The following is a 21,892-nucleotide window of genomic DNA, read 5'->3' on the forward strand; positions in this document are numbered from 1 at the left end:
CTGGGGACGGGGAAGATATGCCTATATCAGGCCCGGTCCGGGAGTTGAACATTCCTAACCGGGCCCAGATCAGGGAGATCGGGAGATAACACCAGAATAAGCCCAGTTTCCTGAACTCAGCCGGGAAAACGGGCCCATAATCGTCCCCTGTTAGCCGATATGATCCTGAGTGATATTTCATGGTCGGAGAGCCCCGTGGCGCCTGGCAGGAGGCGGGGATATCAGCCGGATACCCCCGCGATTTTGAGGGCGAAAGACGGCGTCTTGAAACACTGCTCTGAGCAACGTTCAATCGCACATGCTTGAGCCCGGAGCTCATGCCTGATTCAACAAACCAAAAAAAAATTATTCCTCTTTTTTCCCGCTTGCACAGAGGTTGAAGGCGAGGTACGGCACCCGACGCTCCACAAAGGGCTCGAACCGCCTTGCAGCGTTGAAGAGCGGTTTTGATAAGTTTACATGGGCGAAGGAACAGTGATGAGTCTCGACCTTTGAAAACCCTGCCGCCGTGAAGAGCGCACAGATCTCCTCATCTGAATAATAGTGCTCGTCGAAGTCACCTACTCCCACCCGGCCCCAGTGTACCTTCTCTCCGATCTTATAGACCGCAGGCAATGCGGCGGTAAAGAGGTTGTGGCCGAGGGTGCAGATGGCGACCCGACCTCCTGGCCGCAACACCCGGTAGACCTCGTCGAGCACCTTCGCCGGATCCTGGACATAACTGAAGGCCAGAATGCTGGAGACCGCATCAAAGGAGTTGTCCCTGAAGGGAAGATAGTCGGCCGTGCCGGTGATGAGGTGTTCAAGCCTGTTCCTGGAACGACCCTCCTGCACCATCGCCGGAGATAGATCGAGCCCGACCGCCCGGCCGCCGCCGTTGGCGAGATAATATTTCATGAACAGCCCGGTGCCGCAACCGATGTCAAGGAGGTCGCCGCCCTTCGGGAGGCAGCACATCACCTGCTCCCTGATATGCCCATGATACCGTTCCCCGACATCGCCACCATACCGCGAGTCATAGACCTCAGCGACGTGGTCGTAGTGTTCCTGAACCTTCTCTAAGTTCTCTTTCAAAAAAACACCTCCCTGCTGATCCTTGCCAGCAGGGCATTGATCTGGACATATTCGTTCCCGCCCCTCAGGATCGAGAGTTCTGCATCGGCCAGGGCGACCGCGATCCGCGGGTCGGCATAGACCCGGTCGGCCGCCCGCGCCAGTTCCCTGATCACCTCATGGCCGGTCAGGCCATAGTCGATGAGCAGGGCCTCGGCCCACTGCCTGGCGCCCTGGAGATCGCTCTTTGCCAGGGCCTCGAAGATCGATGCCGCCAGGCTCTCGGTCTCAGACGTGGCCGTGGCTGCAAGGTCGACCTCACCCTCTGAACCGGCGAAGAGTTGGAGGAGAATGATCGCCCGACGGAGGTCGCCGCCTGCCGACGGGACGATGAGGTCGAGGTCGGCCGGCGCGACCTGGTCGTCACCGACGCCCTCGGCCGCCATCACCTCTTCGAGCCGCCGCCTCACCACCCCGTCGGGGAGGGGGACGAAGGTGAGAGGGAGACACCGGGAGGCGACCGCCGGGATGACCGCACTCTGGTTGGAGGTGAGGAAGACAAAACGGCATGTCCGCGAGTAACGCTCCATCGTCCGGCGGAGGGCCTGCTGCGCCTCGCGGGTGAGGGCGCTGGCACCCTCGAAGATCAGGAGCCTGAACTCGGCGTCAAGTGGACGGATCGAGGCATACCATCTCACCACGTTCTTGAAGTTCGAGATGAGACTCTCGTCTTTCCGGTAGATATGCGCAAACCGTTCCTCAGCCTCGAAGTACTTCTTCCCCCCCTCGAAGAGGTCAGCCGTCGGGAGGACGGTGGTGTTCTCCTGCCAGTGAGCGCCGTACAGCCCCCGCGCCAGCGCCTCGACGGCCACGCTCTTTCCGGTGCCGGGAGCACCGACGACGAGGAGGTGCGGGACATTCTTGCTCTCCGCAAAAGAAGAGAGAACCCGCACAACCTCGTCCTGCCCCAGGATAGCCGAAAAATCGGTCGGCCGATACTTCTCACTCCAGAGCATCGGCCACCTCCCCGAGCCGCCCGGCCATTGCCCTGAGCGCCTCCTCCAGAAAGATCCGGTTGTCCACCCCGACCGCCAGCGTCCGCGCCTCCTCTTCGGAGAGCGTACGGCATGCGGCGGTGATCGCCGGGACCGCCCGCGTCACCTCGTCGATGACCGCCAGCGTCGCGGTCCGGGCCGTCCTGGAGAGGGGATTGAGGTCGATGGTGATCACGCTCTTCCCCATCCGGCGCAGGGCCTCGCACCGGTCGCCGTCCTCCAGCGGGACCAGGACCAGATCGGCCCTGCCGATCCCATCAGGAAGACAGAGCGCCCGGTCATGGGAGAGCGGGATCAACCGCTCGGAGGTGCCGGTGAGCACCGTGACGCCGTGCTCCTCCAGAAGGGCGGTGATCTTTTCCATCCGCTCCTCGGTCCGGTGGAAGAGGTTCACCTCCACCGCCGCCCCACTCGCCTCCTGGAGGGCGGCGAGTTGATGAGCGCAGAGTGCCGCCGTGTTCCCGTTCACCGAGATCACAGGGCGCTCGGCCGAGAGGAGCATCGCCGCCGCGGTCCGCTCGGCCCGCGCCGCGCTCGCGGTCGTCTGCTCGCCGAGGAGATAGTCGAAGGCCTCGCCCCGGCCCTGGGCGATCAAACCCTCGGGGGCGACGAGTTTCGCCCACATCGCTTTTGTCAGGCGGTCGCGGACCATCAGCGCCGCATAGCGCGGGTGGTCTTTCGGGATCTCGGTCATGATTCACGCACCTCCACCAGTCTGAACCCCTCGTGTGCCACCTTGAGGGGGAACAGTTCGCCGAAACCGGCGAGCACCTCGCCGGCACCTTCACCGGCGGCAAAGACTCCGAGCCCCAGCATCGTCATGCTTGCCGGCACCCCCGTCTCGTCGCAGGCGTCGAGGGCCGCACGCACCTCAGGCCTCACCAACCCGCTCTTCTCGGCGAAGGCGCGCGAGAAGGCGAAGAGTTCGGCAAGATCGCGGGGACATTCGGGTGGAAAGGCCGCGGCCACCCTGGCAAGTTGCTCGGGAGAACCGATCACCTCGGGGGTGGGGAGCGGCCCGAAGGAGAGAGCATAGATCGTCTCGTCGGTCATCACCCTCGTGATCCGGGCGGCGGTCCCCGGCCCTTCCCGACAGACCACGCCGCCACCCTGGCAGGCCGCCACATCGCCAAGCCCGGTGTTGTGCACCACCTCGGCCCGGTGGGCGAGGGCCGCGATCCCCTCCCCCCCGAGGCCGAGGTCGAAGAGAGCGTCGAGGGCCGTGGCCGAGGCAAGGAGCGCCGCCGCCGAGAGCCCGAAACCCGAGCCGATCGGGAGACGGCAGGTCGTCTCCACCCTGGCAGCGACCCCGAGTTCGGTCATCAGATACTCGACCGGCGGCGCACCCACCGACTCGGCAAGTGTCCGACCGTTCCGGTCGACCCGCCTGATCACTACGTCGAGACGATCGGCCGCGGACGCCACCGCCCTGACCCCTTCGTCGACGACGATCCCGGCACCAAGGCTCCCGGTCGTCTCCGGCGTCTCGCCGGCCACCTTCTTGAAATATCCGGAGATGTGCCCCGGACAGAAGGCTACAGCAGTGCGGACCATATCGCCTCTGCAACCTCCTCTTTGGTCCCTGAGACCGGGGTCTTCCCCGCGGCCGTCAGGATCTCAAATGTTCCACCCGTCGCTCCCATCGCGGGCGGCGTATTCATCACCACCATGCTCACTCCAGTCTCCTCGATCATTGCCCGTGCCCGTGCTTCCTCGGCCCACCCGAGTTTGAAGGCGACCGCCATCCCCTCGAAACTTTCGAGCACGGCGTCGAGCACCTTCGGGAGGGGACGGAGGGCGAGGTCCACCGGCGCCCCGCTCGGGATCTTTCCCGACGCCCGCACCGGGGCGAAGTCGGAGATCGCCGCCGCCGAGATATAATAGTCGGCGCCCGCCCGCACCGCCGAGAGGGCGGCCTCCATCATCTCGGCCGCCGTATCCACATGAATATTTTCCACGCACGGCACCGACGGCCCCGCGTGGACTATCGTCACATCCGCCCCGAGCCTGAAGGCCTCCAGGGCCAGTGCCCGGCCCATCCGCCCGGTCGACCTGGTGGTGAGCACCCTGACATCATCGACCGGTTCGGCACAGGCGCCGCTGGTGACGACCACCCGCCTGCCCGCAAGCGGTCGGCCGGAGAGGGCGCGCTCGACATGGAGAACAATCTCCTCGATGCCCGCGATCTTTGCCTTCTCCTCCTCGATCCTGGGCGGGACCACATCGATCCCCCACCCGCGGAGCTTCTCAAGGTTCTCCACCACGCCGGGGTGGCGGTACATGCTCTCATGCATCGCCGGCACGACCACCACCGGCATCCCGCGGCCCAGGGCCGTCGTGGCGAAGGTGGTCACCGGGGTATCGTCGATCCCGACGGCGATCTTGCCGATCGTATTTGCCGTGCAGGGGGCGACGAGGAGGAGGTCGGCACACCCGCCTTCTCCGCAGTAGACGACATGCTCCACCATTCCGGTGCATCTCGTGATCGCCTCCCGCCCGGTGGCATAGGTGAGGGCGTCCGGGTGGATGATCCCGCACGCCGCCCCGCTCATCACCACCTGCACTCCCGCACCGCGGCGCCGGAGTTCGTGGGCGAGTTTCACCGTCTCGACGGCGGCGATGCTCCCGGTGACCGCCAGCACAACCGTCTTTCCGCTCAGCCTTCCGCCATCACTCATGAGAGCACCACATCATGTACGACATGCCATATATGCGGCCCATATTTCTTTACTTTGCGGGTTGTGACCGCCGCGGTAAACCCGGCGTCCTTTGCCATCGCCTCGGCCGCCGCCGCGGCGTCCCCGAGGGCATGGAGATGGATGACCGTCCCGACCTCTGCATGGGCAAGGGCCGCGGCGAAGAAACCCGGCGCATCGAAGTGGCCCATCACCACCCGGTCGTAGACCCCATCGAGAAGGTCGCGACAATCGCCGTTCTCAGGCCGCACCCGCCCTTCGAGTTTGTTCTCATGAATATTTCTCTGAAGGTATCCAAAAGAGACAGGATTGATCTCCATGGCATGCACCTTTGCGCCTGCCGACGCCATCGGGACCGTGAAGTACCCGATCCCGGCGAACATATCTGCCACCCGCTCGCCTGGTGCGATGACCCGACCCATCAGCCGCCGCTCCTCCAGGTTGCCCTGGGCGAACATCACCTCTGCCGGGTTGAGCCAGTAACAGAACCCATTCTCATGGTGGCAGACCGGGTGGGGATCGCCATAGAGCACCTCGGTCGCAGGGAGGCGGCGGACCCCGTCGATCCCGGCGAGGTACAACACACAGGCCGGAGAGCGCCATGCCACGATCGCCGCCACCTCCTCGTCGGTGGGGCGCGCACCGTGGATGACAGCGGTGTCCCCGATCATCTGGAAGGAGCGGCCCCGGTACGGCCGGCGCTCGGGCAGATCAAACTCCACCCCATAGCCCTCCCGCACCGGGACATAGGCCCATTCCCCTTCGACATAGGGGCGGCGGGACCGGTCGAGCCACTCCTCCCGCATCGCTGCGGCGAGGGCGTCCCTGGAGACCTTCCGTACCCGCATGCCTGTCTCACCCTACAAGGACCAAGCGCTCGGCCTCATCGTCCCTGAGAACTCTGATCGTTCCCCCGTCCTCGACCTCAAGCCAGGGGACTGCCCGGCACTCGACCGGCACCTGGGTTCTGGGGTCAAGGAGCCCGATCACGTCGCCGTCATGGTAGGTGACCAGGGCGTTCTCGGCGTCGCCCACATTGCCGACAAGCCGATCGATCTCATCCTCGGAGACAAAACGCGACGTGCCTTCCCTGAGGTCATATACCTGGATTCTGCCGTGTCCCGCCCCCCGCACTTCCAGATAGTGATTGTGGACAACAACGACGTCGCCGGTCTGGAACCTGGGGAGACGGACAAGATAGGTGACGCGGTAGAGACGCTTGCCGTCCTTCTCACCGACAAGTTTGGGGTGGGTGGTCATCTTCCCGCCGAGGGCAGAACAGAACTGGGAGGAGATCACCTGCCCGATGTGCTGAGAACCGACGATGATGTCGATACCATCCCTGATCTCATCGATACTCGAGATAAAGGAGAGACGCTCGCCGCCCTCCTGGAGCCCGTCTTCGATCTCCTCTGCGATCCGAATCGCCCGGTCCATCTCGCGGCCAGAAGGTCTCCGGCCGGTGGCCCGGAGCTGGATGATCCCCTCGTAGTAGCCGCCGCTGATCCGGTTGCACCGGTCACACTGCTCCTTTCTCCAGATGATCTTGACCTCGCAGGTTCCGGTGACCTCAACGCCGTAGAGTTTCCCCGAGACCGTCAGGTCGACGAAGGTCCGATTCGGGTTGGGATCACGGTATGTCAGCGAGGTCTCGGCACCCCGCAGGTCGGGGTGGAGGGTCAGGGCCGAGAGGGCGATCTCATGGATCATGGTCTCGTGGTCGACCGTGGTGTCGGTCCAGGTCTTGCCGTGCTTCTGGGAATCGCAGACCGGGCAGTAGATGCTCTCCACCCTGGGCTCGCACTTCAGCCACTCGGTCTCCGCCGCCCGGCACACGTTGCAGAGCCCGGCCGAGGGTTTGCCGCAGCGCGGGCAGACGCTCCTGAGAATCTCCATGATTATACCGAGATGATGAGGGCGTGCGGGACACCGCCGATCTTCACGCAGCACTCTTCGGAGATCAGTCCCATTGCGACCGCAACCCCGACCGCCTGCTCGCCGATGAGGTTGGCGTTGCAGGCACCCCGCAGGGCGGCCCGCACTTCCTCTTCGGTCGCGGGTGTCGAGCCGTAAAAGGCTTCGGTGACGGCGACTTCGACATCACCGTGGCAGAGGGTGGTGTTGAGCAGGTCTTCGTCGCAGACCGCCACCACGGCACCCTCCCTGGTATGGTGGACCTTGAGGTACATTCGTACGTACGTTGTACGGCGAGAGTAAAAAAGAGGTGGATCGTTCAGAGTGATATTTCGACGCCATAAACCGCAGACGGCGTCCCGGCGTGGATCTGCCAGGCCTCGTCTGCGGTGATCGCACCAGACTCGATCATCTTGCGGGTGACTCTCGGGACTGATTTGGGGCCGAGCACCGCGCCGGGCCGGGTGTTGTCGTCCATGTAGTCGGTCTCCATGGTGAACCGCCGCCCGGACCGGGCCATTTCGGCAAGCCCTTCCTGTTTGGCGAGGAAGGAGGGCATCAGAGGGGTGTCGGGGGTGGCATAGTGTTTGACGACGCGGCCGGGGTCCATCCCGGCCTGTCTCGCGAGATCGACGATGTCGGCGCACGGCCCGCTCTCGGCATGGAGTTGCACCGCACACCCGAGGTCGGCGCCGAGTTCGAGGGCGTGGACAAGCACCTGTTCGGAGGCGGCGGCGACGTCGGGTTCCACCGGGAAGTGGGGGCGACCGCTCTTGAGGGCGACGGCCTTCCCTTCCTCGACGTACTCCGCCGCCACGTCGAGTCCGGCGCAGGCGAGGTCGACGGCGGCGGCAAGCCCGATCCGGTCGCCGTATTTCAGGACTTCGATGGGGTGGACGCCGAGGATGGGGAAGACCGTGACTCCCACCTCGCGGACCATCCCGGCGACCCGCAGGGTTTCGTCGAAGGCCGTCCGGTAATCGTCCCCTTTCCGGGGGCAGACGCCGACGGTGTAGGCCGGAAGGGCGACCATGAAGACGTGCGTCCCGCCGGCGCGCTTGAAATCTTTCGCCGCCTCCACGCCGCGGCCGTGGACCGGATCGAAGTGGATGTGGTCGTCGGTGATCGGGGTCTCAGGCAGTTTCATCGATTGACCTGATGCTCATGAGGGGATACTCGCCGGTGAAGTGGAGTTCGGCGACGCACCTGGCCGTCCCGACCTGGGTGGTGATCTCCACCGAGAACATCGCCCCTGCCAGTTCGGAGTAGCCGAAGGGGTTGGCGGTCATCATCTCGCGGTCCAGAGTGACATGGATCTCCTCGACGTACGGCTGGAGGCCGACGGCCTGCTCGATCGCGGTCTCCACGCTTGCGGCCGTCGCACGGGAGATCGGCGTCCCGACCCACTGATGGTACAGGGCGCCGAGTTTGATCCCGGCCTCGAAGGCCGCCTGTTCACGGTCACTGCTCATGGAGGATCATGGGTGTTGATGGGATTTATAGAGTGGCGAGGGGAACAGGGGGCGGCACCGTGCTCTGGTCGGGATCTTCGATGTGGCCTTTCCGGTTCTATCTTCGGGGTCGCGTCGGGATGATTGGATCAGGAACAGATGGGCCACCCTCCATCACCAAAATTTTTCTGTCGTCTCGCGCCGGGGGTTTCCCCCCGGACCCCCACGACGAAGATAGAGCGGGGGTGGCATTCTTTTTCACCGTGATGAAAGCGATCGAGATCCAACAGGGGCATGAAGATCAGGCGTGCCGTCTTCATGGTGCAAAATAGACCGGGCGTTTACCCGGTTTGCGAATATTTTCCCATGACCGGGGGCGTCAGGGGCTGGAAAATCCTCCGGCACCCCGTCATCGGATTGAAAACCCAGGTATTCTGAGAGGAAAACTGGTTTTCTATTTTCAAATGGATGAAAGAGAGAGGAGATCAGATGATGATCGCCTGGGTCTTCTCATCCTTCTCCACATCGAAGTCGGTAACCGCCGCTTCGGTGGTGAGGAGCATCCCGGCGATGGAAGCGGCGTTCTGGAGCCCGCTCCTGACCACCTTGGTCGGATCGAGGACACCCGCCACAGCGAGGTCTTCGAAGACACCGGTCTTGGCGTTGTACCCAATCTGCTCGTCGGCTCCGGCCCTCACCCGTGCGACGACCTCAGCACCTTCCATCCCGGCGTTCTCCGCGATCTGGCGCATCGGTTCTTCGAGAGCGCGCCTGACAATTGAGAGCCCGACCTGCTCGTCGCCCTCGAACTCGACACCCTCGAGTGCGGCCTGTGCTCTGAAGAGCGTGACACCGCCGCCGGCGACCACGCCCTCCTCGACCGCCGCCTTGGTGGCATTGAGGGCGTCGTCGATCCGCATCTTCTTCTCCTTCTGTTCGGTCTCGGTCGCCGCACCGACACGGATCACCGCCACGCCGCCGCCGAGTTTTGCGAGACGTTTCCTGAGATTCTTCTTCTTGTATTCGGAGTCGGCGATCTTGATCTGCGACTCGATGAGTGCGACCCGCTCGTCGATGGCAGACTTCTGGCCCTTGCCGCCGACGATGACGGTCTTGTCATGGTCGACCTTCACATTCCTGGCATGGCCAAGCATCGCCTCGGTGACCTCTTCGAGCTTGTAGCCGCGCTCCTCGGAGACGACCGTCGCCCCGGTGAGCACCGCGATATCGTCGAGCATCGCCTTCTTCTCATCGCCGAAGCCCGGCGCCTTGACCGCACAGACCTTCAGCGCACCCCGGATCACGTTGAGGACCAGCGCCGCCTGGGCGTCGCCGTCCACGTCCTCCGCGATGATGAGGAGCGGCTTGCCTTCGGCGGCCGCCATCTCGAGGGCCGGAACGATCTGCTTCACCGTCGAGATCTTCCGGTCGGTGACGAGAATCGACGGCTCCTCGTACTCACAGACCTGCTGTTCGGGATCGGTGACCATGTACGGGGAGAGGTAGCCGCGCTCGAACTGCATCCCCTCCTCGACCTTGAGGGTGGTCTCCATCGTCTTCGAGTTCTCGACCGAGATGACACCGTTGTACCCGACCTTCTCCATGGCATCGGCGATGAGCCGCCCGGTCTCTTCATCGTTGTTGGCCGAGACGGTAGCGACCTGGACGATCTTCTCCTTCTCCTGGACCGGGATGCTCTGTTCTTTGATCCGATCCACGACCAGGCCGACGGCGCGGTCGATGCCGTGCTTTACCTCGATTGGGTTGGCGCCGGCGGCGATGTTCTTCATCCCTTCGTTGAGCATCGCCTGGGCGAGGAGGGTCGCAGTGGTGGTGCCGTCGCCGGTGTTGTCCTGAGTCTTTGAGGCCACTTCTCTGACAAGTTTCGCTCCCATATTCTCGAACTTGTCTGAGAGTGAGATCTCCTTGGCGATGGTTACGCCATCGTTGGTGACAAGCGGCCTGGAACCGCGGTCCAGGACGACGTACCTCCCCCTGGGGCCGAGGGTGATCTTGACGGTGTTGGCGACCTTGTCCACCCCGGCAAGCAGGGCCTGACGGGCCGCCTCATTGAACATAATCTGTTTGGTGGTCATTGCGCTCACGCCTCCTCCACTTTTGCAAGGATGTCCTTCCAGTCGACAAAGAGGCACTTCTCACCGTCGACCTCGATCTCCTCTGACGAGTAGCCGCCATAGATGACGTGGTCGCCCGCCTTCACCGGGAGTGCCCGACCGTCCTCGTACGTTCCGGCGGCGATGATGATTCCTTCGTTGCGCTTCTCGCGCGCCGCGTCGGGGAGGTAGATCCCGGACGAGGTCTTTTCCTCTGATTTCTTCTGCCTGATCAGTACTCTCTCTCCGATAGGCTGGATTTTTGCCATATTATTCCTCGTGCGGTCCACATTGAGTGGATCATCCCATATGATGGGTTTGATTTCTATTTAGTCTTTTCCAGTTAAATCGATATGATCTCAACATTATTGAAATAGAATCGATGCAAACCCTCATAGAGTCACACTATGATCGAACAGCGCATCTCCCTCAACACCATTGAGCGGCCGCCGGGGAGCGGGGTCGATGAACACCTCGCCTGGTTCTGTCAGAGCCTTGGACTGACAAATGGCCGTGACCTGGAAAATGTCGCCCAGCAGGTCGTCCTCCAGGTTATCGGAGAAATTGCAGCAGAGCGAGGCGTCGCCTCCGAGACCCTTGCCGGACACCTGGAGATCACCCCCGGACGGGTGAACCACCATGTCAGGAACCTCACGCTCGCCGGCCTTCTGTATCGAAAAAAGAAACTCATCTACCTGCGCGGTGGGAGCATGACCGCCGCCGTCGAGGAGATGAGAAAGGATGCCAACCGGATCTTCGACGACCTCCTGGAAGTGGCCGGGGAACTGGACGAAGCGATGGGGATCAGGCAGTCGTGATACCAGAAGGAGATCTTGCTCGGCGTGGCAAGAGCGACCATGACCGTGAAGACCGTCAGAATAAGAGATCCGCCCTGCGGTTCACTTTCCGGGATGCCGGCCCTCAAGAAATGGGGGGGTGCCCCCTCCAGGATGGGGCGGAATGCCCCCCTGAAGGGTCAGATGCAGGCACAGGAAGGGAAGGCCGGTGTCATCAGCCCTCGGCCGGAGACAGGCACCCGGTTCCGACATCCACGACTAAAGATATAATTCTTTTTTTATATATTCGTTATGTGCTGATTCTATGCAGATCAGAAGAGAGGAATTGGATGGGCAGAGGGAGAGTCATTCATGGAAGAGAGGAGTCGCCGTCTCCAGGGCGGTTTCTCCCATGGAGGCGACCAAAAAGATCATTCAAGAATTTCATTTTACCCACGATACAGGTTCACCCCGTTCTTTTCTCTCTTCGACGGCATGCTGAACATTCCTCAGTCGCCAGAGCGCACGGATGCCATAGACAGTCACCGCCCCGGAGATCACGACCCAGGGCGTGCAGATGAATAGAACAAATCCAATATCGAGTGCCATGGGATTGCTGTACCACTGGCCCAGAAATAGAATCGCGATATAAAGACCCAAACCAGAGATCGGGATACACACAAAGGAGAGAATAAACCAGGCGTATTCATTGGGCAATATTTTTGCCTCTCTTTTGCCGGTGAAGGAGGGATAGAAGAACCAGACGACATAAACGACTGTCACAATCGGGATCAGATAGATCGATTCAATGAACATGGCCTGCTCCGCCACCGGGCATAGACAGAAAAATCGGGATCATTCCACCCCTCCCTCGACCGCGGCCACGTACTCCTGATACGGTTCTTCGACACCGCCATAATAGGCCGTCCCCGAGAAGACCCAGACCGGCGCGACGGTTTCCTGGTCGGAGATTCTTGGCTCCATCCAGTAACCGATCGAGATCTCCTCGATCAATACCCGGCCGTACCTGCTCGCATCGCCGGGGCGAACAGTCTTACCGACCTTCAGATCCTCATATGCTTCCTCTGCGGAGATGACCTTCGTCTTTTCTGTAGCCTCGACCTCACGCCAGCACCTCACCATCCCGACGACATCGCCGCCGTCGCCGATGGTCACCGCCATCTCGTCGCCGTAGACCGGAAACCCGTCGAGTGTCCTCGCATACCTGACAGCGAGCGTCACGTCGTAGGTCTCTTCGGGTTCGTTGCTCCCCGCCGTCCAGACCTCGTGCCGCTGGTCCACTTCGACGGCACTCACCTCCGCACCGGACGGCAGCAGTTCCCGCTCCTCCAGGAAGGCGTCGGCGATCGCTATCACTTCCTCCCTGGAAGGAAGGGCGGGCGGTTCGGTGACGGCATTGGGGAACATTCTGTCAGGGACTTCATAGAGAACCGCCCCCGAGGCGGGATACATCGAGAGACGCACGAGATCGTCCTTCGAGTCGTCGACCACCCGCATCTCCCCGGTTCTCTGGTTGCACACCTCCGCCTTCCCCGTCATCCCGAACCGTGCCGCGACCTCCTCCACCGACTGCGCCGTCACCGCCGGCACATCGGTGCGGTAGATGGAGTACGATGCATCGGTCAGTTCAGGAAATTCTGTCGACATCTCGAACGCAGTTGCGGCACTCTCCCGGTTTGCCGGCAATGGCCCGCTCTCTTCGCCATCCACCGGCAAGAGAGCGCATAATGCCAGTACAACGATGAGTGCGAGAACGCCGGCGAGGATGATGATGATCTTTTTCATGGTTCACTCTCCTTCTCCAATTTCTTCTCTCTCTTTCCCGAGATCGATCAGGAAGAGAGGGATGCAGAGGGCCGTCGAGATGAGGAGCATCCTGAGAAACGACTTCAACATCTCCATCGTGAAATAGAGCGGCCCGATCATCCCGATGGTACGCTCTATGGCATCGTAATCAGGGAAGACCTCGCCGCTCGCAAAGCCGATGAGATTCGCAGTTATCAGGGAGAAGAGGGGGATGCAACAGACATAGACCCACTTCCATGCCCCCCCGGTCCTGAGAGGGATGAGCACAAACGGGGTCATCGTCGCCAGCACCTGCACGGTCAGGATGACAAAGATCGCTCCGGGCGGTTGTGGACCAATGGCCTCGAACGGGATGAGAAACGGCATGACAAGGGCGATGAGCCCGGCCAGAGCAGGCGGTGCGATGGAGCGGAGGGGTGGATCCGGGATCCTCTCGATGACGGCATAGAGGAGGGCGGGGTAGAGGAGAAGGGAAAGGATGATGAGAGGGACGTCGAACAGCATCATGTAACTCCAGATATTCAGAATATCTGATTTCCAGTATACTCTGAAGGAGTATATATGATTTCTATGCCGTTTCTCTACAGATCAGAACGGCGGGCCGCCACCGAAGGCCAGGGACGGTCGGGAGGGTGTGAGTTTTCATCACGCCATCATCACTTGTCGCATGTGTTGGGCCGCATCCCCAGACAAGACCGCACCGATCTCCAGATTCTCATGCCTCTCTGGTCCCGGTCACGGTCGTGGTCACCCGCCCTTCCCTTTCGTCGACCAGGAAGTCGACGATCGCGGTCTCGTTCACGATCCTGAGAGCCGGGGCACATCCGTCCCCTGCAGAAGGTAGAGGTGTAGGATGACAGGAGAGGAGCACTCCCTCGACCTCCCCTCCACCGAGATACATCTCCCTCGCCGCCTCGTCCCTGAGTGCGACACGAGCGATATATGAGGCGTTCGTCGCCATCCAGTCGGGCTCTTCTGGAGATATGACCGGGACATTCGCATAATCGAAGTCAGGAAGATCAGTAGATACCGCGGGGCGGGGCGTGAGCGATACCAGCGTCTCAGTCGGGGCAGGTGTCGTTGCAAGCGTTGCATTGTCAACTGGAGACGTGCACCCGGAGACACATACCATCATGCCGATGATCACAAGATAATACCATAGTTCTCTCATGTGAGCACCTTTTTTCCTAGCTTCTCCCGGCATGATCGCCTGGTTTGCCGTGAGAAGTTCCACGCTACCATCACCTGCAGACCTGGATGTTCTGCCCCTCTGGGACACCAGGTCAGGCGTCCACAACGTACAAAATATTTTTAACAATATATAATCACTATGGTCACACCCTCTATCTATCAAGGAGGAATTAGACGATCAGCTCACAAAGTTTAAGGTTACAGATCCCGATTCAGGATATGGCGATACCATGCAGCCTGAAAAAACTATCCTGATTCTCATCATCGCCGTAGCACTGCTTGTACCTGCTGCGGCCGCCCTCGACCTGAGGGCGGAGACCGCCAACCAGATCACCGTCTCCCCCATCCCCGACGGGCTGGTCGACCTGGACGAATTCAAAAATGCCGTCCGTTCGGTCGGAGGCACCATCTATCCAAATGAGTTAGACACCATCAATAAGTACATCCCCTCCAATGTTAAGACCATAGAAGTGTACCTCGATTGGAGCGGGCACAGCGGTGGCCCATACTCTGTCCGTCTGAATATCCTATTACCAGGAACCAACGGCCAACTCGGCCCGTATTATGACGGTGTCGACGGAAGAAGCGATGAAAAGATCACACTGTCCTTCTCGGACTCATCCGGCCTCCCGAGCGGCACCTGGAGTTTCTGTGTCTATGGCGATGACGTGCCGAGAGACGGGATCCCGTACACCCTGAACGCCGTATACTTCTAAAATCACACCTCCGGAGCAGGACATGCAACCAAAATTCGTTCTTTTTTTGATATTCGCACTTCTCCTCTTCAGTCCGGGTTATCAGGCAACGGCAAAGATTATCGTCGAACCCATTCCTGCAGAGATGCCCCCAGACAGGATCAGTCTTGATGACGAAGAGATCGTGCCGATCTGGCACCTCACCCCTGTAAAGATTGTCATGTGCTTCGCTCTCATCTACTGTCCCCTCCTCTCCTGCCCGGTAGAACTCTTCTACTCCCTCAGCATCTGGGCCTATCTCGGCTACCGTCGCGCCTCGCGGCACCGCCCATTCGACAACCCGAACCGGTGGCAGATCTTTACCTGCATCAGGGAAAATCCCGGCATCTCAGTAACCGAGATCGCCGCTGCAACCGGGGTCAGCCGCGGCACGGTGCATTACCATCTCGCCTATCTGCAAAAAAGAAACCTCATCCACAAAAATACCGAAGGGAATACCATCGGCTACTTCGCATACACCGACGACTTCGACCCCACCGAAGAGCACATCCTCATGCACCTTAAAAACAAGACCAAAAAAAGTCTCCTCTCTCTCCTGATAGAGAAACCGGGAGTCACCCAGACAGAGGCCGCGGAGGCGATCGAGGTATCAAGGCCGACGGTCGCCTGGCATATGGAGCGACTCATCAAAGACGGGGTCGTCGAATCAAAGAAAATTAAAGGGAGGGTGCGGTACCAACTCACCCATGATGCCTGGGAGATGCTTGAAAAAGAGAGAGAGGGAGGGCGAAAAGAAGATACCATCGATTCCGGGTCGGCAACGGCCTGAAGAAAAACTCACGGAACATACCCGAAATTTTCCCGGACCTGAACATTCACCTGAGATTGAATGCGCTTTTTTGGTTTTATTGACTCTTTAGAATCACCCATGAAGCGAAAGCACACCTCAGGCATACGGGATGAAAATTTATCGTCGCTTGCTCTCTCATTTCAAGACTGAAGAACCGATGGGGATCTTGTTCCATCGCCGCCCCCACCTATCCTCGTCGTGGGGGGAACAAGCGTGAGCGAGTTCGAGAAGACGAAGTCTTCAAGTCCGGGGGGACGACCGAAGGGAGTCGAGAAAATCTCTGATTTTCGAGTCAGCCCCCCGGAACCCCCACGACGAAGATAGGGGTGGGGCGGCAATGAAGTGGTGGCCCCCCCTGGTGCCCCGTTCCGAAGGATAAGTGAGGATCTATGCCCAATCCAGAGACCCATGTAATTTTCATCGCGTATGCTTGAAGTGCAGGTTCATGATGAATTCTACAGAGCCGAACCCAGAAAAACTATCATAAAAGTCCCAGAATGTCGACTGTTATCATCTAGAATAAAGACGATCAATTACCATCTTAAGATGTTACAGCGAGGAGGTTGTACCTCCTCACCGATGCATCATTCAAAAATAGTGGTCTTCAGGGGGCATAGAAATAGATGCCGCGATTCTTTTCACAGACCACCAGATCTCCATCAATCGAGGGATCATAGCCATCGTTCACAATCAGTGTGGTTGTCCCGGTCGAGAGATCATGCTGATAGGTACCGCCACTGGCCTGCCAGACAATCTTGTCACCCGAGATATCGGGATATTTCTGGTCTCCTGGATCAGTGCATATCGCCGTTTCGGTCCCGCTGGAGAGATCGTACAGGTAAATATCATAGTCTCCGTTCCTGGTATCCTCCCAGACAATCCGATCCCCATCGATGGCAGGACGGTTCTGCAGACCCGCTGCGTTGCTGATGCAGGTCTCTACGTCGGTCGAGATGGTGTACATATAGATATCTCCTTCCCCGTTGCGATCGTCACGCCAAACGATACGGTCTCCCGATACGCTTGCAAGCCCCTGGTAGTCGGGCGCCGTGCAGACCAAACGCTCGGCTCCGGTTGCAATATCATACATGTAGATATCATTGCTTCTTCCATTGCGTTCTTCCTCCCAGACGACGATATCGCCGTCGATCGCCGGTTCAATCGGAAAACCTGCAGTATTGGTGCAGATCGGCACCCTGTACTTGTACTGCAGGTCATAGAGATAGATGCCATAAACACCATTCGGATTATCCCGGTAAACCACCCGGTTGCCGTCGATCGCCGGGTCCCATGCCTTAGAGGGGCCTGAACAGATCGGGGTGGTGACCCCGGTCGAGAGATCATACGAGAGGACATCATCCGACCCATCAATCACGTCGTACCAGACAATTATATTCCCTGAAATGTCGGGAGAATATCCATCCAGACTTATCGGAAACTGTGCCATGATACCAGGCTCTGCAAGGGACGAAGCCTCCGCAGATGCCGCCGGGACGATCAGCACCATCCCGGCCACCAACAGCCCGAGCACCGCAATGGGCAGGGCATTTCTGTGCGTTTTTTTCACGACTATTCCTCCATTTTCCTGTTACCCAATCAATACACAGACCCTCCGGTCCGGGTAAAAATATGATCGGGAGGCTTGAAGGTTTCAGGAAAACCATATGACTCCTGAAACCTCACAAGGGCACCATTCCAGTGCCCACACACAATAATTATAATATCAGATATATGTAGTTTCTGTGATGATAGCCTACACCTTGGGAAACATGGGATTACCAGACCTCCAGATCGATCACCCCGTCCGCCACTCATAGACATCTGCATCAACCTCATTATAATGAAAAAAAGCTGATCACATCACTATCTGCTATTTTTTCCACCGCTGGTGTTTATCCTAGAACCTCAAGCGCGCAGAAAAAAGATATCAGACAGCAGCCCTGTAGAAGCAGAGATGAAGCAAATGCACGCTTCAGGCATACCGCATGAAAGGTATTCATTGGGTTCTGTAGAATCAGGCATGAACCTTGGGCTCAAGCATACGGGATGAAAACAGTTCAGAGAACCTCTCTTATCGCGGCAGCGCACTCGGAGGACATTGATCAAGTGCCGCCCCCGCCTATCCTCTCTCCGTGGGGGTCCGGGGGTGAAACCCCCGGCGCGAGATTGCGGTGAAGAGTCTGCGATTGAGGGCGGCACATCAGATCATCATACCTTCCTCATCTTCACGCCGGGGGCTCTGCCCCCGGACCCCCGGGATGAAGATAGGGCGGGGAAGGCACAATCAATGACCCTGAAGAAGGTATTGCTGTCCTCCGCCTACCTTCGTGCGGGGGGACCGGAGGGCGGCCAACTCCCCGTCGAAGAGAACCATCAAGATGAATTCTACAAAGCCAAAAAAAAAAGAAAAAATCACCTTTCCTCAGAAAAAGGAGATCCCGCCGATGGCCCCTCACTCCTCCTGCGGCGCCAGGAGGTTTGCGACCATCGCAAAGGTCATCATCGAGAGTGCTTCAGGACGCAGGGTGAGCACCTCGTCAGGGAGTTCTGCAAACACCCGGTCAAGTTCTTCCTTCCCGAAGATCCCCTTCGCCCCCCGCAACCCGTTCCTCACCGTCTTTCTCCGGTGAGAGAAGAGCTCGCGCACCACATCGGCATACACCTCCCGATCCGCGATGAAGTACGGCGGTTCGTGGGGGGTGAGGCGCACCACCATCGAGGCGACCTGCGGCGGCGGGGAGAACGAGCCCGGACCAAGGTTGAAGCAGAGTTCCACATCGGCATAGGTCTGGACCATCACCGAAAGACGACCGCAGTCCGGCGTCCCGACCGTCGCCGCCATCCTCTCCGCAAACTCACGTTGGTACATCAGCACCGCCCGCTCGAACCCCGCCTCAAGGAGGCGGAAGGTGATCGGCGAGGACGCAGAATACGGGAGATTTGCGACGACGATCTCAAACGGCGGGAAAGGAACCCTTGTTGCGTCGCCATGGACGATCTCAAGACGTCCTGACTCGATCTCGTCGGCAAAGGTGAAAGAGAGTTCCTCCACCAGGGAACCGTCGAGTTCGACGGCGACCACCCTGGCGCCGGCCTCAAGGAGGGCGGCAGTCAGCACACCCCTCCCCGGACCGATCTCCAGAACCCGCCGACCCACAAGGTCGCCGGCCAGGTCCACGATCCGACCGACCGCCCGTCGGTCAAGAAGAAAATGTTGATCGTGCCTTGCTTTCATCGTGCCGTGAAGAGACGATACTTGATCTCCGGATCTTCGAGTTCTTCCATGACCCTCCCGACAATGAGTTTGGTCGGGTTCGGAATGGACTTGATCCGCTGGGCGATATCCTCGAAACTCTCATACGGCTTCTTGTTCCGCCCCTCGACCAGTTCCCACATGAGCTTCTTCCCGATGCCGGGAAGAAGATGGAACATATGGAGCTTCGGCGTGATCGGAACCGCCTTGTTGAAGAAATCAACAAAACGCGCCTCATCCTCCTTCACAATCGCCTCGATCGCAAAGGGGAGTTCGACCCTGGCGGTGTTGGTCAGGTCAGTATAACTGATCCGGCGCTTCACCCGCTCGACCTTGTCCCGCTCGTTCTCGCCGATATAGACCGAATCATGGATCTGAATATCGGCGCCTCTCTTCGGGATCAATTCGAGGATCTTGAACTGACCTGTTCCCACCGCCTGCACGACAGGTTCGCGCTTGAAGCCGCGTCTCTGGTCTTCAACACGACCCTGGAGAAGTACATCCACAACTACTGCGTAGATCTCCTTTTTCTCAGCCTTCATAGCAACCCCTCAGAGATGAGTGATTACCATCTCCAGAATAGCATCGAGTTCCTCGCCAGTGAGCGTGTACCGCTCCTTGGCATAGATCGCTCTGAGCTCATCCCTCGATCTGGGCATGATATTTGCGATCCTGAACGCGATGTCAGGTTTCATCTTTTCAAGAGCGAGGAGTTTGTCGACGAGGGCGCGTGACTGCTCGGCTGAGGTCTTGGAAAGGTGATTGGCATGCTCAATGCTCTGACGGAGCTCATAGGACATCTCCTGCCCGGCATCAAGACGCCGCGCTTCGACCTGTGCGAGCTGGTCCTTCATCTCCGGAAGGGCGATCCGCTCCTCGCTAATTACTCCTTTAACCTTCATGCCAATCACTCGGTGGACATTATACTTTCTGAGGCTTTAGATGTTGTGGTCTGGAAATTACAATCTTCACACTGTTCCCATCGGGAACCTCGACGACCCAGGCGCGGCCACGCTGACCAACGACTGTCCCGGTTCTCCCGTGGAACCTCCGGTGGGGCATACCCTTCTGGATACTCGGTTCACAGACGATGTGGACCTTCTGCCCCATCTCGAACTTCTGGATCACTGCAGTCGGCGGGACAATGCCCCGGCGCCTGAGATCCTTCTTCAGCTTATACCGCGTCTTTTTCCTCGGACCGTTATGATGAGCCATCTCATTCACCACTCTCTGGTTCTTCTACCAGCACTACATCGAGGCTGGTGACACGAGCTTCTTTGCCCAGGAGCCCAGCAAGACTTGGGGTTGTCCGTCCGTCATCCCCGGAGACCAGTTCCTTGATATAGAGACCGGCCTCACCGACGACCTCGATGACGAACTTCCCATCCTGCATCCCCGGAGATTGAATATTTATAACCCCGCGTTCCCTGATCTTGTCGGCCCGGCGGTGCGCCACCCGTTTCGGAGTGCGCTGGTGAATCGTAACACCGTTCAACCGGTCCAGTACGGATCTGAGTTCGTCCAGGGAAATATCTTCATCGATCTCTACGAGAATCCTGTATTTTTTATGCGCTTTGTTCGATTTAAGGGTTTCCACCTCAGCGTGAGAACTCCATGCAGTCAGTTTGACTGCAACGCGCCCGTCCGCACGCTCGTTGATCAACGCCTCCAGCGTGGCAAGGTCGACCTCCCGGCGCTTCGGGTTGAGCATCTCCATCACGAAAGGCCGGCCGGTCCCGAGCATCCTGGCATCGATGTCTTCTCTGCCTGAACCATGGAGGACCGCCGTTTCGGCCTCGAAGACTTCGGTCGCCGGACGGCCGATGAGTTCTTCCACCGAATCGGCGTACATCTTGCCGGTGTAGTTGCACCGCTCGCACCCCTTGCCGCGGCAGACCCTGCAGTCCCAGTGGGTCTGCGGGATCCCGCGCTCGTACTTGCAGTACCGCCCCCGGAAATAGACCGGGTTGACCTCGATCTCCACCTGCTCCTCTGCCAGGTTGAGGATGGCAACGACATCAGGCCGCTTGAACTCCACAGTCTTCCCGGTCAGGGCCGAGACCGCCTTGCCGACCTCACGGTTCAGTTCCGACTTGATCGGCTCGGGGTCGGTGAGGGAGAGGTCCGACCAGACCATCTCCTCACTCTCGGCGATGAGCGGGGGCACCCGCGTCCCGACCAGGAAGGTCGCATACTCGGTTCCCTCCAGGGCGTCGACGACGCGGGCCGCCCACCTGTCCACCAGGTCGAAGGCGCGGTCACAGACCCAGCACTCCTCCGGCTCTTTGGTGAAGGGTTCGTTCTTCGCCAGGGCATGGGCGGTTCGCAGGGCCAGACCGCGTTCTTTGTTCGACAGCCCGAACGAGCGCTTCCCGAAGAAGCGCCCGAGACAGTGGTCGCAGATCGGACCATATTCCAGGACCGCCCCGACCGTCTCGATCAGATCCATTCAGCTCTCTCTCCTGTCAAGTTCGTTGTGCAGCACCACGATCGCCTGATCGGCATGGAGGACTCTCGGCCCCAGGGAGTAGGACGGAAGCCCGCCGGTCTGTTCCTCTTCCTCCCCGGTGAAGTTGAGGTGGTCGGAGAGGAGGACGGTCTCAGGCAGAGACGACGCCTCGCGCACGTCCTCGCCCCCCTCGTCCAGGACCGCACACGAGCACTCTGCGAGCACCGCGGCAAGCCCTCCTTTCCGCACCAGCACGCCCGGACTCGCCTCACGGAAGGTCGTTCCGCATGGGAGAGCCAGAGCCTTCTTGATCAGGCCTGCGATGTTGCGCTCGTCGGGGCTGAGGTTTCTCACCTTCGCCCCGGAAAAACAGATCGTCTTCGGACCCTTCGGCTCGCCCAGCAGGACAAGCCAGCACTCGGCGTTCCGTCTCATCCCATGGGAGAGACAGAGAGAGGCCGCCACGCACCGGCAGAGTTCATCCATCCGGCCGGCACCAGGGAGATCGTTCAGCGAAAAACCGGGGTCAGTGCTCCCCCGGTGCCCGACCACGACAAAACGTCTCATC

At 59.7% G+C, this 21,892-nt stretch carries 26 protein-coding genes; 3 read left to right on the top strand and 23 right to left on the bottom strand.

Annotated elements, in window-relative coordinates; all coding sequences use genetic code 11:
• Positions 1 to 345: 345 nt before the first annotated feature.
• From RJ40_RS04035 to groES, 12 genes are all read right to left on the bottom strand, one after another.
• Positions 346 to 1,074, bottom strand: coding sequence for a class I SAM-dependent methyltransferase (locus RJ40_RS04035; RefSeq protein WP_265582074.1), 729 nt, complete (start codon positions 1,072 to 1,074; stop codon positions 346 to 348).
• A complete protein-coding gene (locus RJ40_RS04040) occupies positions 1,071 to 2,069 on the bottom strand; it encodes a replication factor C small subunit (protein WP_265582076.1) in 999 nt (332 codons plus the stop codon). The genes RJ40_RS04035 and RJ40_RS04040 overlap by 4 nt, the downstream gene beginning before the upstream one ends.
• Positions 2,056 to 2,802: a 4-phosphopantoate--beta-alanine ligase gene (locus tag RJ40_RS04045; RefSeq protein WP_265582077.1), complete on the bottom strand. Its 747-nt coding sequence runs from the start codon at positions 2,800 to 2,802 to the stop codon at positions 2,056 to 2,058. Before RJ40_RS04045 ends, RJ40_RS04040 begins: the two co-directional genes overlap by 14 nt.
• Complete coding sequence (locus RJ40_RS04050; RefSeq protein ID WP_265582078.1) at positions 2,799 to 3,662, bottom strand: pantoate kinase; 864 nt, start codon at positions 3,660 to 3,662, stop codon at positions 2,799 to 2,801. The genes RJ40_RS04045 and RJ40_RS04050 overlap by 4 nt, the downstream gene beginning before the upstream one ends.
• Positions 3,644 to 4,786, bottom strand: coding sequence for a bifunctional phosphopantothenoylcysteine decarboxylase/phosphopantothenate--cysteine ligase CoaBC (coaBC, locus tag RJ40_RS04055; protein WP_265582079.1), 1,143 nt, complete (start codon positions 4,784 to 4,786; stop codon positions 3,644 to 3,646). Before coaBC ends, RJ40_RS04050 begins: the two co-directional genes overlap by 19 nt.
• On the bottom strand, positions 4,783 to 5,652 hold the full coding sequence (locus RJ40_RS04060) for a class I SAM-dependent methyltransferase (RefSeq protein WP_265582080.1): 870 nt from the start codon (positions 5,650 to 5,652) through the stop codon (positions 4,783 to 4,785). Before RJ40_RS04060 ends, coaBC begins: the two co-directional genes overlap by 4 nt.
• 7 nt (positions 5,653 to 5,659) lie before the next feature.
• Positions 5,660 to 6,700: a 60S ribosomal export protein NMD3 gene (locus tag RJ40_RS04065; protein WP_265582081.1), complete on the bottom strand. Its 1,041-nt coding sequence runs from the start codon at positions 6,698 to 6,700 to the stop codon at positions 5,660 to 5,662.
• A gap of 2 nt (positions 6,701 to 6,702) precedes the next feature.
• Positions 6,703 to 6,993, bottom strand: coding sequence for a DUF424 domain-containing protein (locus RJ40_RS04070; RefSeq protein ID WP_265582082.1), 291 nt, complete (start codon positions 6,991 to 6,993; stop codon positions 6,703 to 6,705).
• 44 nt (positions 6,994 to 7,037) lie between these two features.
• The gene (locus RJ40_RS04075) at positions 7,038 to 7,865 is read right to left on the bottom strand and encodes a TatD family hydrolase (RefSeq protein ID WP_265582083.1); all 828 of its coding nucleotides are present in this window, start codon (positions 7,863 to 7,865) and stop codon (positions 7,038 to 7,040) included.
• A complete protein-coding gene (locus tag RJ40_RS04080; RefSeq protein WP_265582084.1) occupies positions 7,852 to 8,190 on the bottom strand; it encodes a dihydroneopterin aldolase family protein in 339 nt (112 codons plus the stop codon). The genes RJ40_RS04075 and RJ40_RS04080 overlap by 14 nt, the downstream gene beginning before the upstream one ends.
• A gap of 464 nt (positions 8,191 to 8,654) precedes the next feature.
• Positions 8,655 to 10,265, bottom strand: coding sequence for a chaperonin GroEL (gene groL, locus RJ40_RS04085; RefSeq protein WP_265582085.1), 1,611 nt, complete (start codon positions 10,263 to 10,265; stop codon positions 8,655 to 8,657).
• Between the two features lie 5 nt (positions 10,266 to 10,270).
• A complete protein-coding gene (gene groES, locus RJ40_RS04090) occupies positions 10,271 to 10,552 on the bottom strand; it encodes a co-chaperone GroES (RefSeq protein ID WP_265582086.1) in 282 nt (93 codons plus the stop codon).
• Between the two features lie 138 nt (positions 10,553 to 10,690).
• Here groES and RJ40_RS04095 point away from each other — a divergent pair, with 138 nt between their 5' ends.
• Positions 10,691 to 11,101, top strand: a complete 411-nt coding sequence (locus RJ40_RS04095) for an ArsR family transcriptional regulator (protein ID WP_265582087.1) — start codon at positions 10,691 to 10,693, stop codon at positions 11,099 to 11,101.
• A 402-nt stretch (positions 11,102 to 11,503) separates the two neighbouring features.
• Here RJ40_RS04095 and RJ40_RS04100 read toward each other — a convergent pair whose 3' ends face one another.
• From RJ40_RS04100 to RJ40_RS04115, 4 genes are all read right to left on the bottom strand, one after another.
• Positions 11,504 to 11,890: a hypothetical protein gene (locus RJ40_RS04100; protein ID WP_265582088.1), complete on the bottom strand. Its 387-nt coding sequence runs from the start codon at positions 11,888 to 11,890 to the stop codon at positions 11,504 to 11,506.
• Positions 11,891 to 11,914: 24 nt separating this feature from the next.
• A complete protein-coding gene (locus tag RJ40_RS04105; RefSeq protein ID WP_265582089.1) occupies positions 11,915 to 12,865 on the bottom strand; it encodes a calcium-dependent protein kinase in 951 nt (316 codons plus the stop codon).
• A gap of 3 nt (positions 12,866 to 12,868) precedes the next feature.
• Entirely contained in the window at positions 12,869 to 13,393 is a 525-nt protein-coding gene (locus RJ40_RS04110) for a hypothetical protein (protein ID WP_265582090.1), read from the bottom strand.
• 208 nt (positions 13,394 to 13,601) lie between these two features.
• Entirely contained in the window at positions 13,602 to 14,120 is a 519-nt protein-coding gene (locus tag RJ40_RS04115) for a hypothetical protein (RefSeq protein ID WP_265582091.1), read from the bottom strand.
• Positions 14,121 to 14,307: 187 nt separating this feature from the next.
• Between RJ40_RS04115 and RJ40_RS04120 the strand changes: the two genes are divergently transcribed.
• Together RJ40_RS04120 and RJ40_RS04125 are read left to right on the top strand one after the other, a co-directional pair.
• Positions 14,308 to 14,793: a hypothetical protein gene (locus RJ40_RS04120; protein ID WP_265582092.1), complete on the top strand. Its 486-nt coding sequence runs from the start codon at positions 14,308 to 14,310 to the stop codon at positions 14,791 to 14,793.
• Positions 14,794 to 14,815: 22 nt separating this feature from the next.
• Entirely contained in the window at positions 14,816 to 15,601 is a 786-nt protein-coding gene (locus RJ40_RS04125; RefSeq protein WP_265582093.1) for a winged helix-turn-helix transcriptional regulator, read from the top strand.
• 625 nt (positions 15,602 to 16,226) lie between these two features.
• On the opposite strand, the gene RJ40_RS04130 is transcribed toward RJ40_RS04125, so the two are convergent.
• From RJ40_RS04130 to trmY, 7 genes are all read right to left on the bottom strand, one after another.
• Complete coding sequence (locus RJ40_RS04130; protein ID WP_265582094.1) at positions 16,227 to 17,189, bottom strand: TolB family protein; 963 nt, start codon at positions 17,187 to 17,189, stop codon at positions 16,227 to 16,229.
• An 885-nt stretch (positions 17,190 to 18,074) separates the two neighbouring features.
• Positions 18,075 to 18,857 carry a 16S rRNA (adenine(1518)-N(6)/adenine(1519)-N(6))-dimethyltransferase RsmA gene (gene rsmA, locus RJ40_RS04135; protein WP_265582095.1) on the bottom strand — a complete coding sequence of 261 codons (783 nt, stop codon included), beginning with the start codon at positions 18,855 to 18,857 and terminating at the stop codon, positions 18,075 to 18,077.
• Positions 18,854 to 19,417 carry a DUF655 domain-containing protein gene (locus tag RJ40_RS04140; RefSeq protein WP_265582096.1) on the bottom strand — a complete coding sequence of 188 codons (564 nt, stop codon included), beginning with the start codon at positions 19,415 to 19,417 and terminating at the stop codon, positions 18,854 to 18,856. Before RJ40_RS04140 ends, rsmA begins: the two co-directional genes overlap by 4 nt.
• Positions 19,418 to 19,426: 9 nt before the next feature.
• Entirely contained in the window at positions 19,427 to 19,777 is a 351-nt protein-coding gene (locus RJ40_RS04145; RefSeq protein WP_265582097.1) for an RNA polymerase Rpb4 family protein, read from the bottom strand.
• Positions 19,778 to 19,796: 19 nt separating this feature from the next.
• Entirely contained in the window at positions 19,797 to 20,090 is a 294-nt protein-coding gene (locus RJ40_RS04150) for a 50S ribosomal protein L21e (RefSeq protein ID WP_265582098.1), read from the bottom strand.
• A gap of 1 nt (position 20,091) precedes the next feature.
• The gene (locus RJ40_RS04155; RefSeq protein WP_265582099.1) at positions 20,092 to 21,324 is read right to left on the bottom strand and encodes a tRNA pseudouridine(54/55) synthase Pus10; all 1,233 of its coding nucleotides are present in this window, start codon (positions 21,322 to 21,324) and stop codon (positions 20,092 to 20,094) included.
• A complete protein-coding gene (gene trmY / locus RJ40_RS04160; RefSeq protein ID WP_265582100.1) occupies positions 21,325 to 21,891 on the bottom strand; it encodes a tRNA (pseudouridine(54)-N(1))-methyltransferase TrmY in 567 nt (188 codons plus the stop codon). It abuts the gene before it with no gap.
• Position 21,892 lies beyond the last annotated feature (1 nt).

Origin of the sequence: Methanofollis aquaemaris (assembly GCF_017357525.1) — an archaeon.
GTDB classification, from domain to species: Archaea; Halobacteriota; Methanomicrobia; order Methanomicrobiales; family Methanofollaceae; genus Methanofollis; species Methanofollis aquaemaris.

Coding starts and splice junctions, on each gene's coding strand:
- RJ40_RS04040 (WP_265582076.1), bottom strand. CDS start 2,069: ATGCTCTGGAGTGAGAAGTATCGGCCGACCGATTTTTCGGCTATCCTG.
- RJ40_RS04045 (WP_265582077.1), bottom strand. CDS start 2,802: ATGACCGAGATCCCGAAAGACCACCCGCGCTATGCGGCGCTGATGGTC.
- RJ40_RS04050 (WP_265582078.1), bottom strand. CDS start 3,662: ATGGTCCGCACTGCTGTAGCCTTCTGTCCGGGGCACATCTCCGGATAT.
- coaBC (WP_265582079.1), bottom strand. CDS start 4,786: ATGAGTGATGGCGGAAGGCTGAGCGGAAAGACGGTTGTGCTGGCGGTC.
- RJ40_RS04060 (WP_265582080.1), bottom strand. CDS start 5,652: ATGCGGGTACGGAAGGTCTCCAGGGACGCCCTCGCCGCAGCGATGCGG.
- RJ40_RS04065 (WP_265582081.1), bottom strand. CDS start 6,700: ATGGAGATTCTCAGGAGCGTCTGCCCGCGCTGCGGCAAACCCTCGGCC.
- RJ40_RS04070 (WP_265582082.1), bottom strand. CDS start 6,993: ATGTACCTCAAGGTCCACCATACCAGGGAGGGTGCCGTGGTGGCGGTC.
- RJ40_RS04075 (WP_265582083.1), bottom strand. CDS start 7,865: ATGAAACTGCCTGAGACCCCGATCACCGACGACCACATCCACTTCGAT.
- RJ40_RS04080 (WP_265582084.1), bottom strand. CDS start 8,190: ATGAGCAGTGACCGTGAACAGGCGGCCTTCGAGGCCGGGATCAAACTC.
- groL (WP_265582085.1), bottom strand. CDS start 10,265: ATGACCACCAAACAGATTATGTTCAATGAGGCGGCCCGTCAGGCCCTG.
- groES (WP_265582086.1), bottom strand. CDS start 10,552: ATGGCAAAAATCCAGCCTATCGGAGAGAGAGTACTGATCAGGCAGAAG.
- RJ40_RS04095 (WP_265582087.1), top strand. CDS start 10,691: ATGATCGAACAGCGCATCTCCCTCAACACCATTGAGCGGCCGCCGGGG.
- RJ40_RS04105 (WP_265582089.1), bottom strand. CDS start 12,865: ATGAAAAAGATCATCATCATCCTCGCCGGCGTTCTCGCACTCATCGTT.
- RJ40_RS04110 (WP_265582090.1), bottom strand. CDS start 13,393: ATGATGCTGTTCGACGTCCCTCTCATCATCCTTTCCCTTCTCCTCTAC.
- RJ40_RS04120 (WP_265582092.1), top strand. CDS start 14,308: ATGCAGCCTGAAAAAACTATCCTGATTCTCATCATCGCCGTAGCACTG.
- RJ40_RS04125 (WP_265582093.1), top strand. CDS start 14,816: ATGCAACCAAAATTCGTTCTTTTTTTGATATTCGCACTTCTCCTCTTC.
- rsmA (WP_265582095.1), bottom strand. CDS start 18,857: ATGAAAGCAAGGCACGATCAACATTTTCTTCTTGACCGACGGGCGGTC.
- RJ40_RS04140 (WP_265582096.1), bottom strand. CDS start 19,417: ATGAAGGCTGAGAAAAAGGAGATCTACGCAGTAGTTGTGGATGTACTT.
- RJ40_RS04145 (WP_265582097.1), bottom strand. CDS start 19,777: ATGAAGGTTAAAGGAGTAATTAGCGAGGAGCGGATCGCCCTTCCGGAG.
- RJ40_RS04150 (WP_265582098.1), bottom strand. CDS start 20,090: ATGGCTCATCATAACGGTCCGAGGAAAAAGACGCGGTATAAGCTGAAG.
- RJ40_RS04155 (WP_265582099.1), bottom strand. CDS start 21,324: ATGGATCTGATCGAGACGGTCGGGGCGGTCCTGGAATATGGTCCGATC.
- trmY (WP_265582100.1), bottom strand. CDS start 21,891: ATGAGACGTTTTGTCGTGGTCGGGCACCGGGGGAGCACTGACCCCGGT.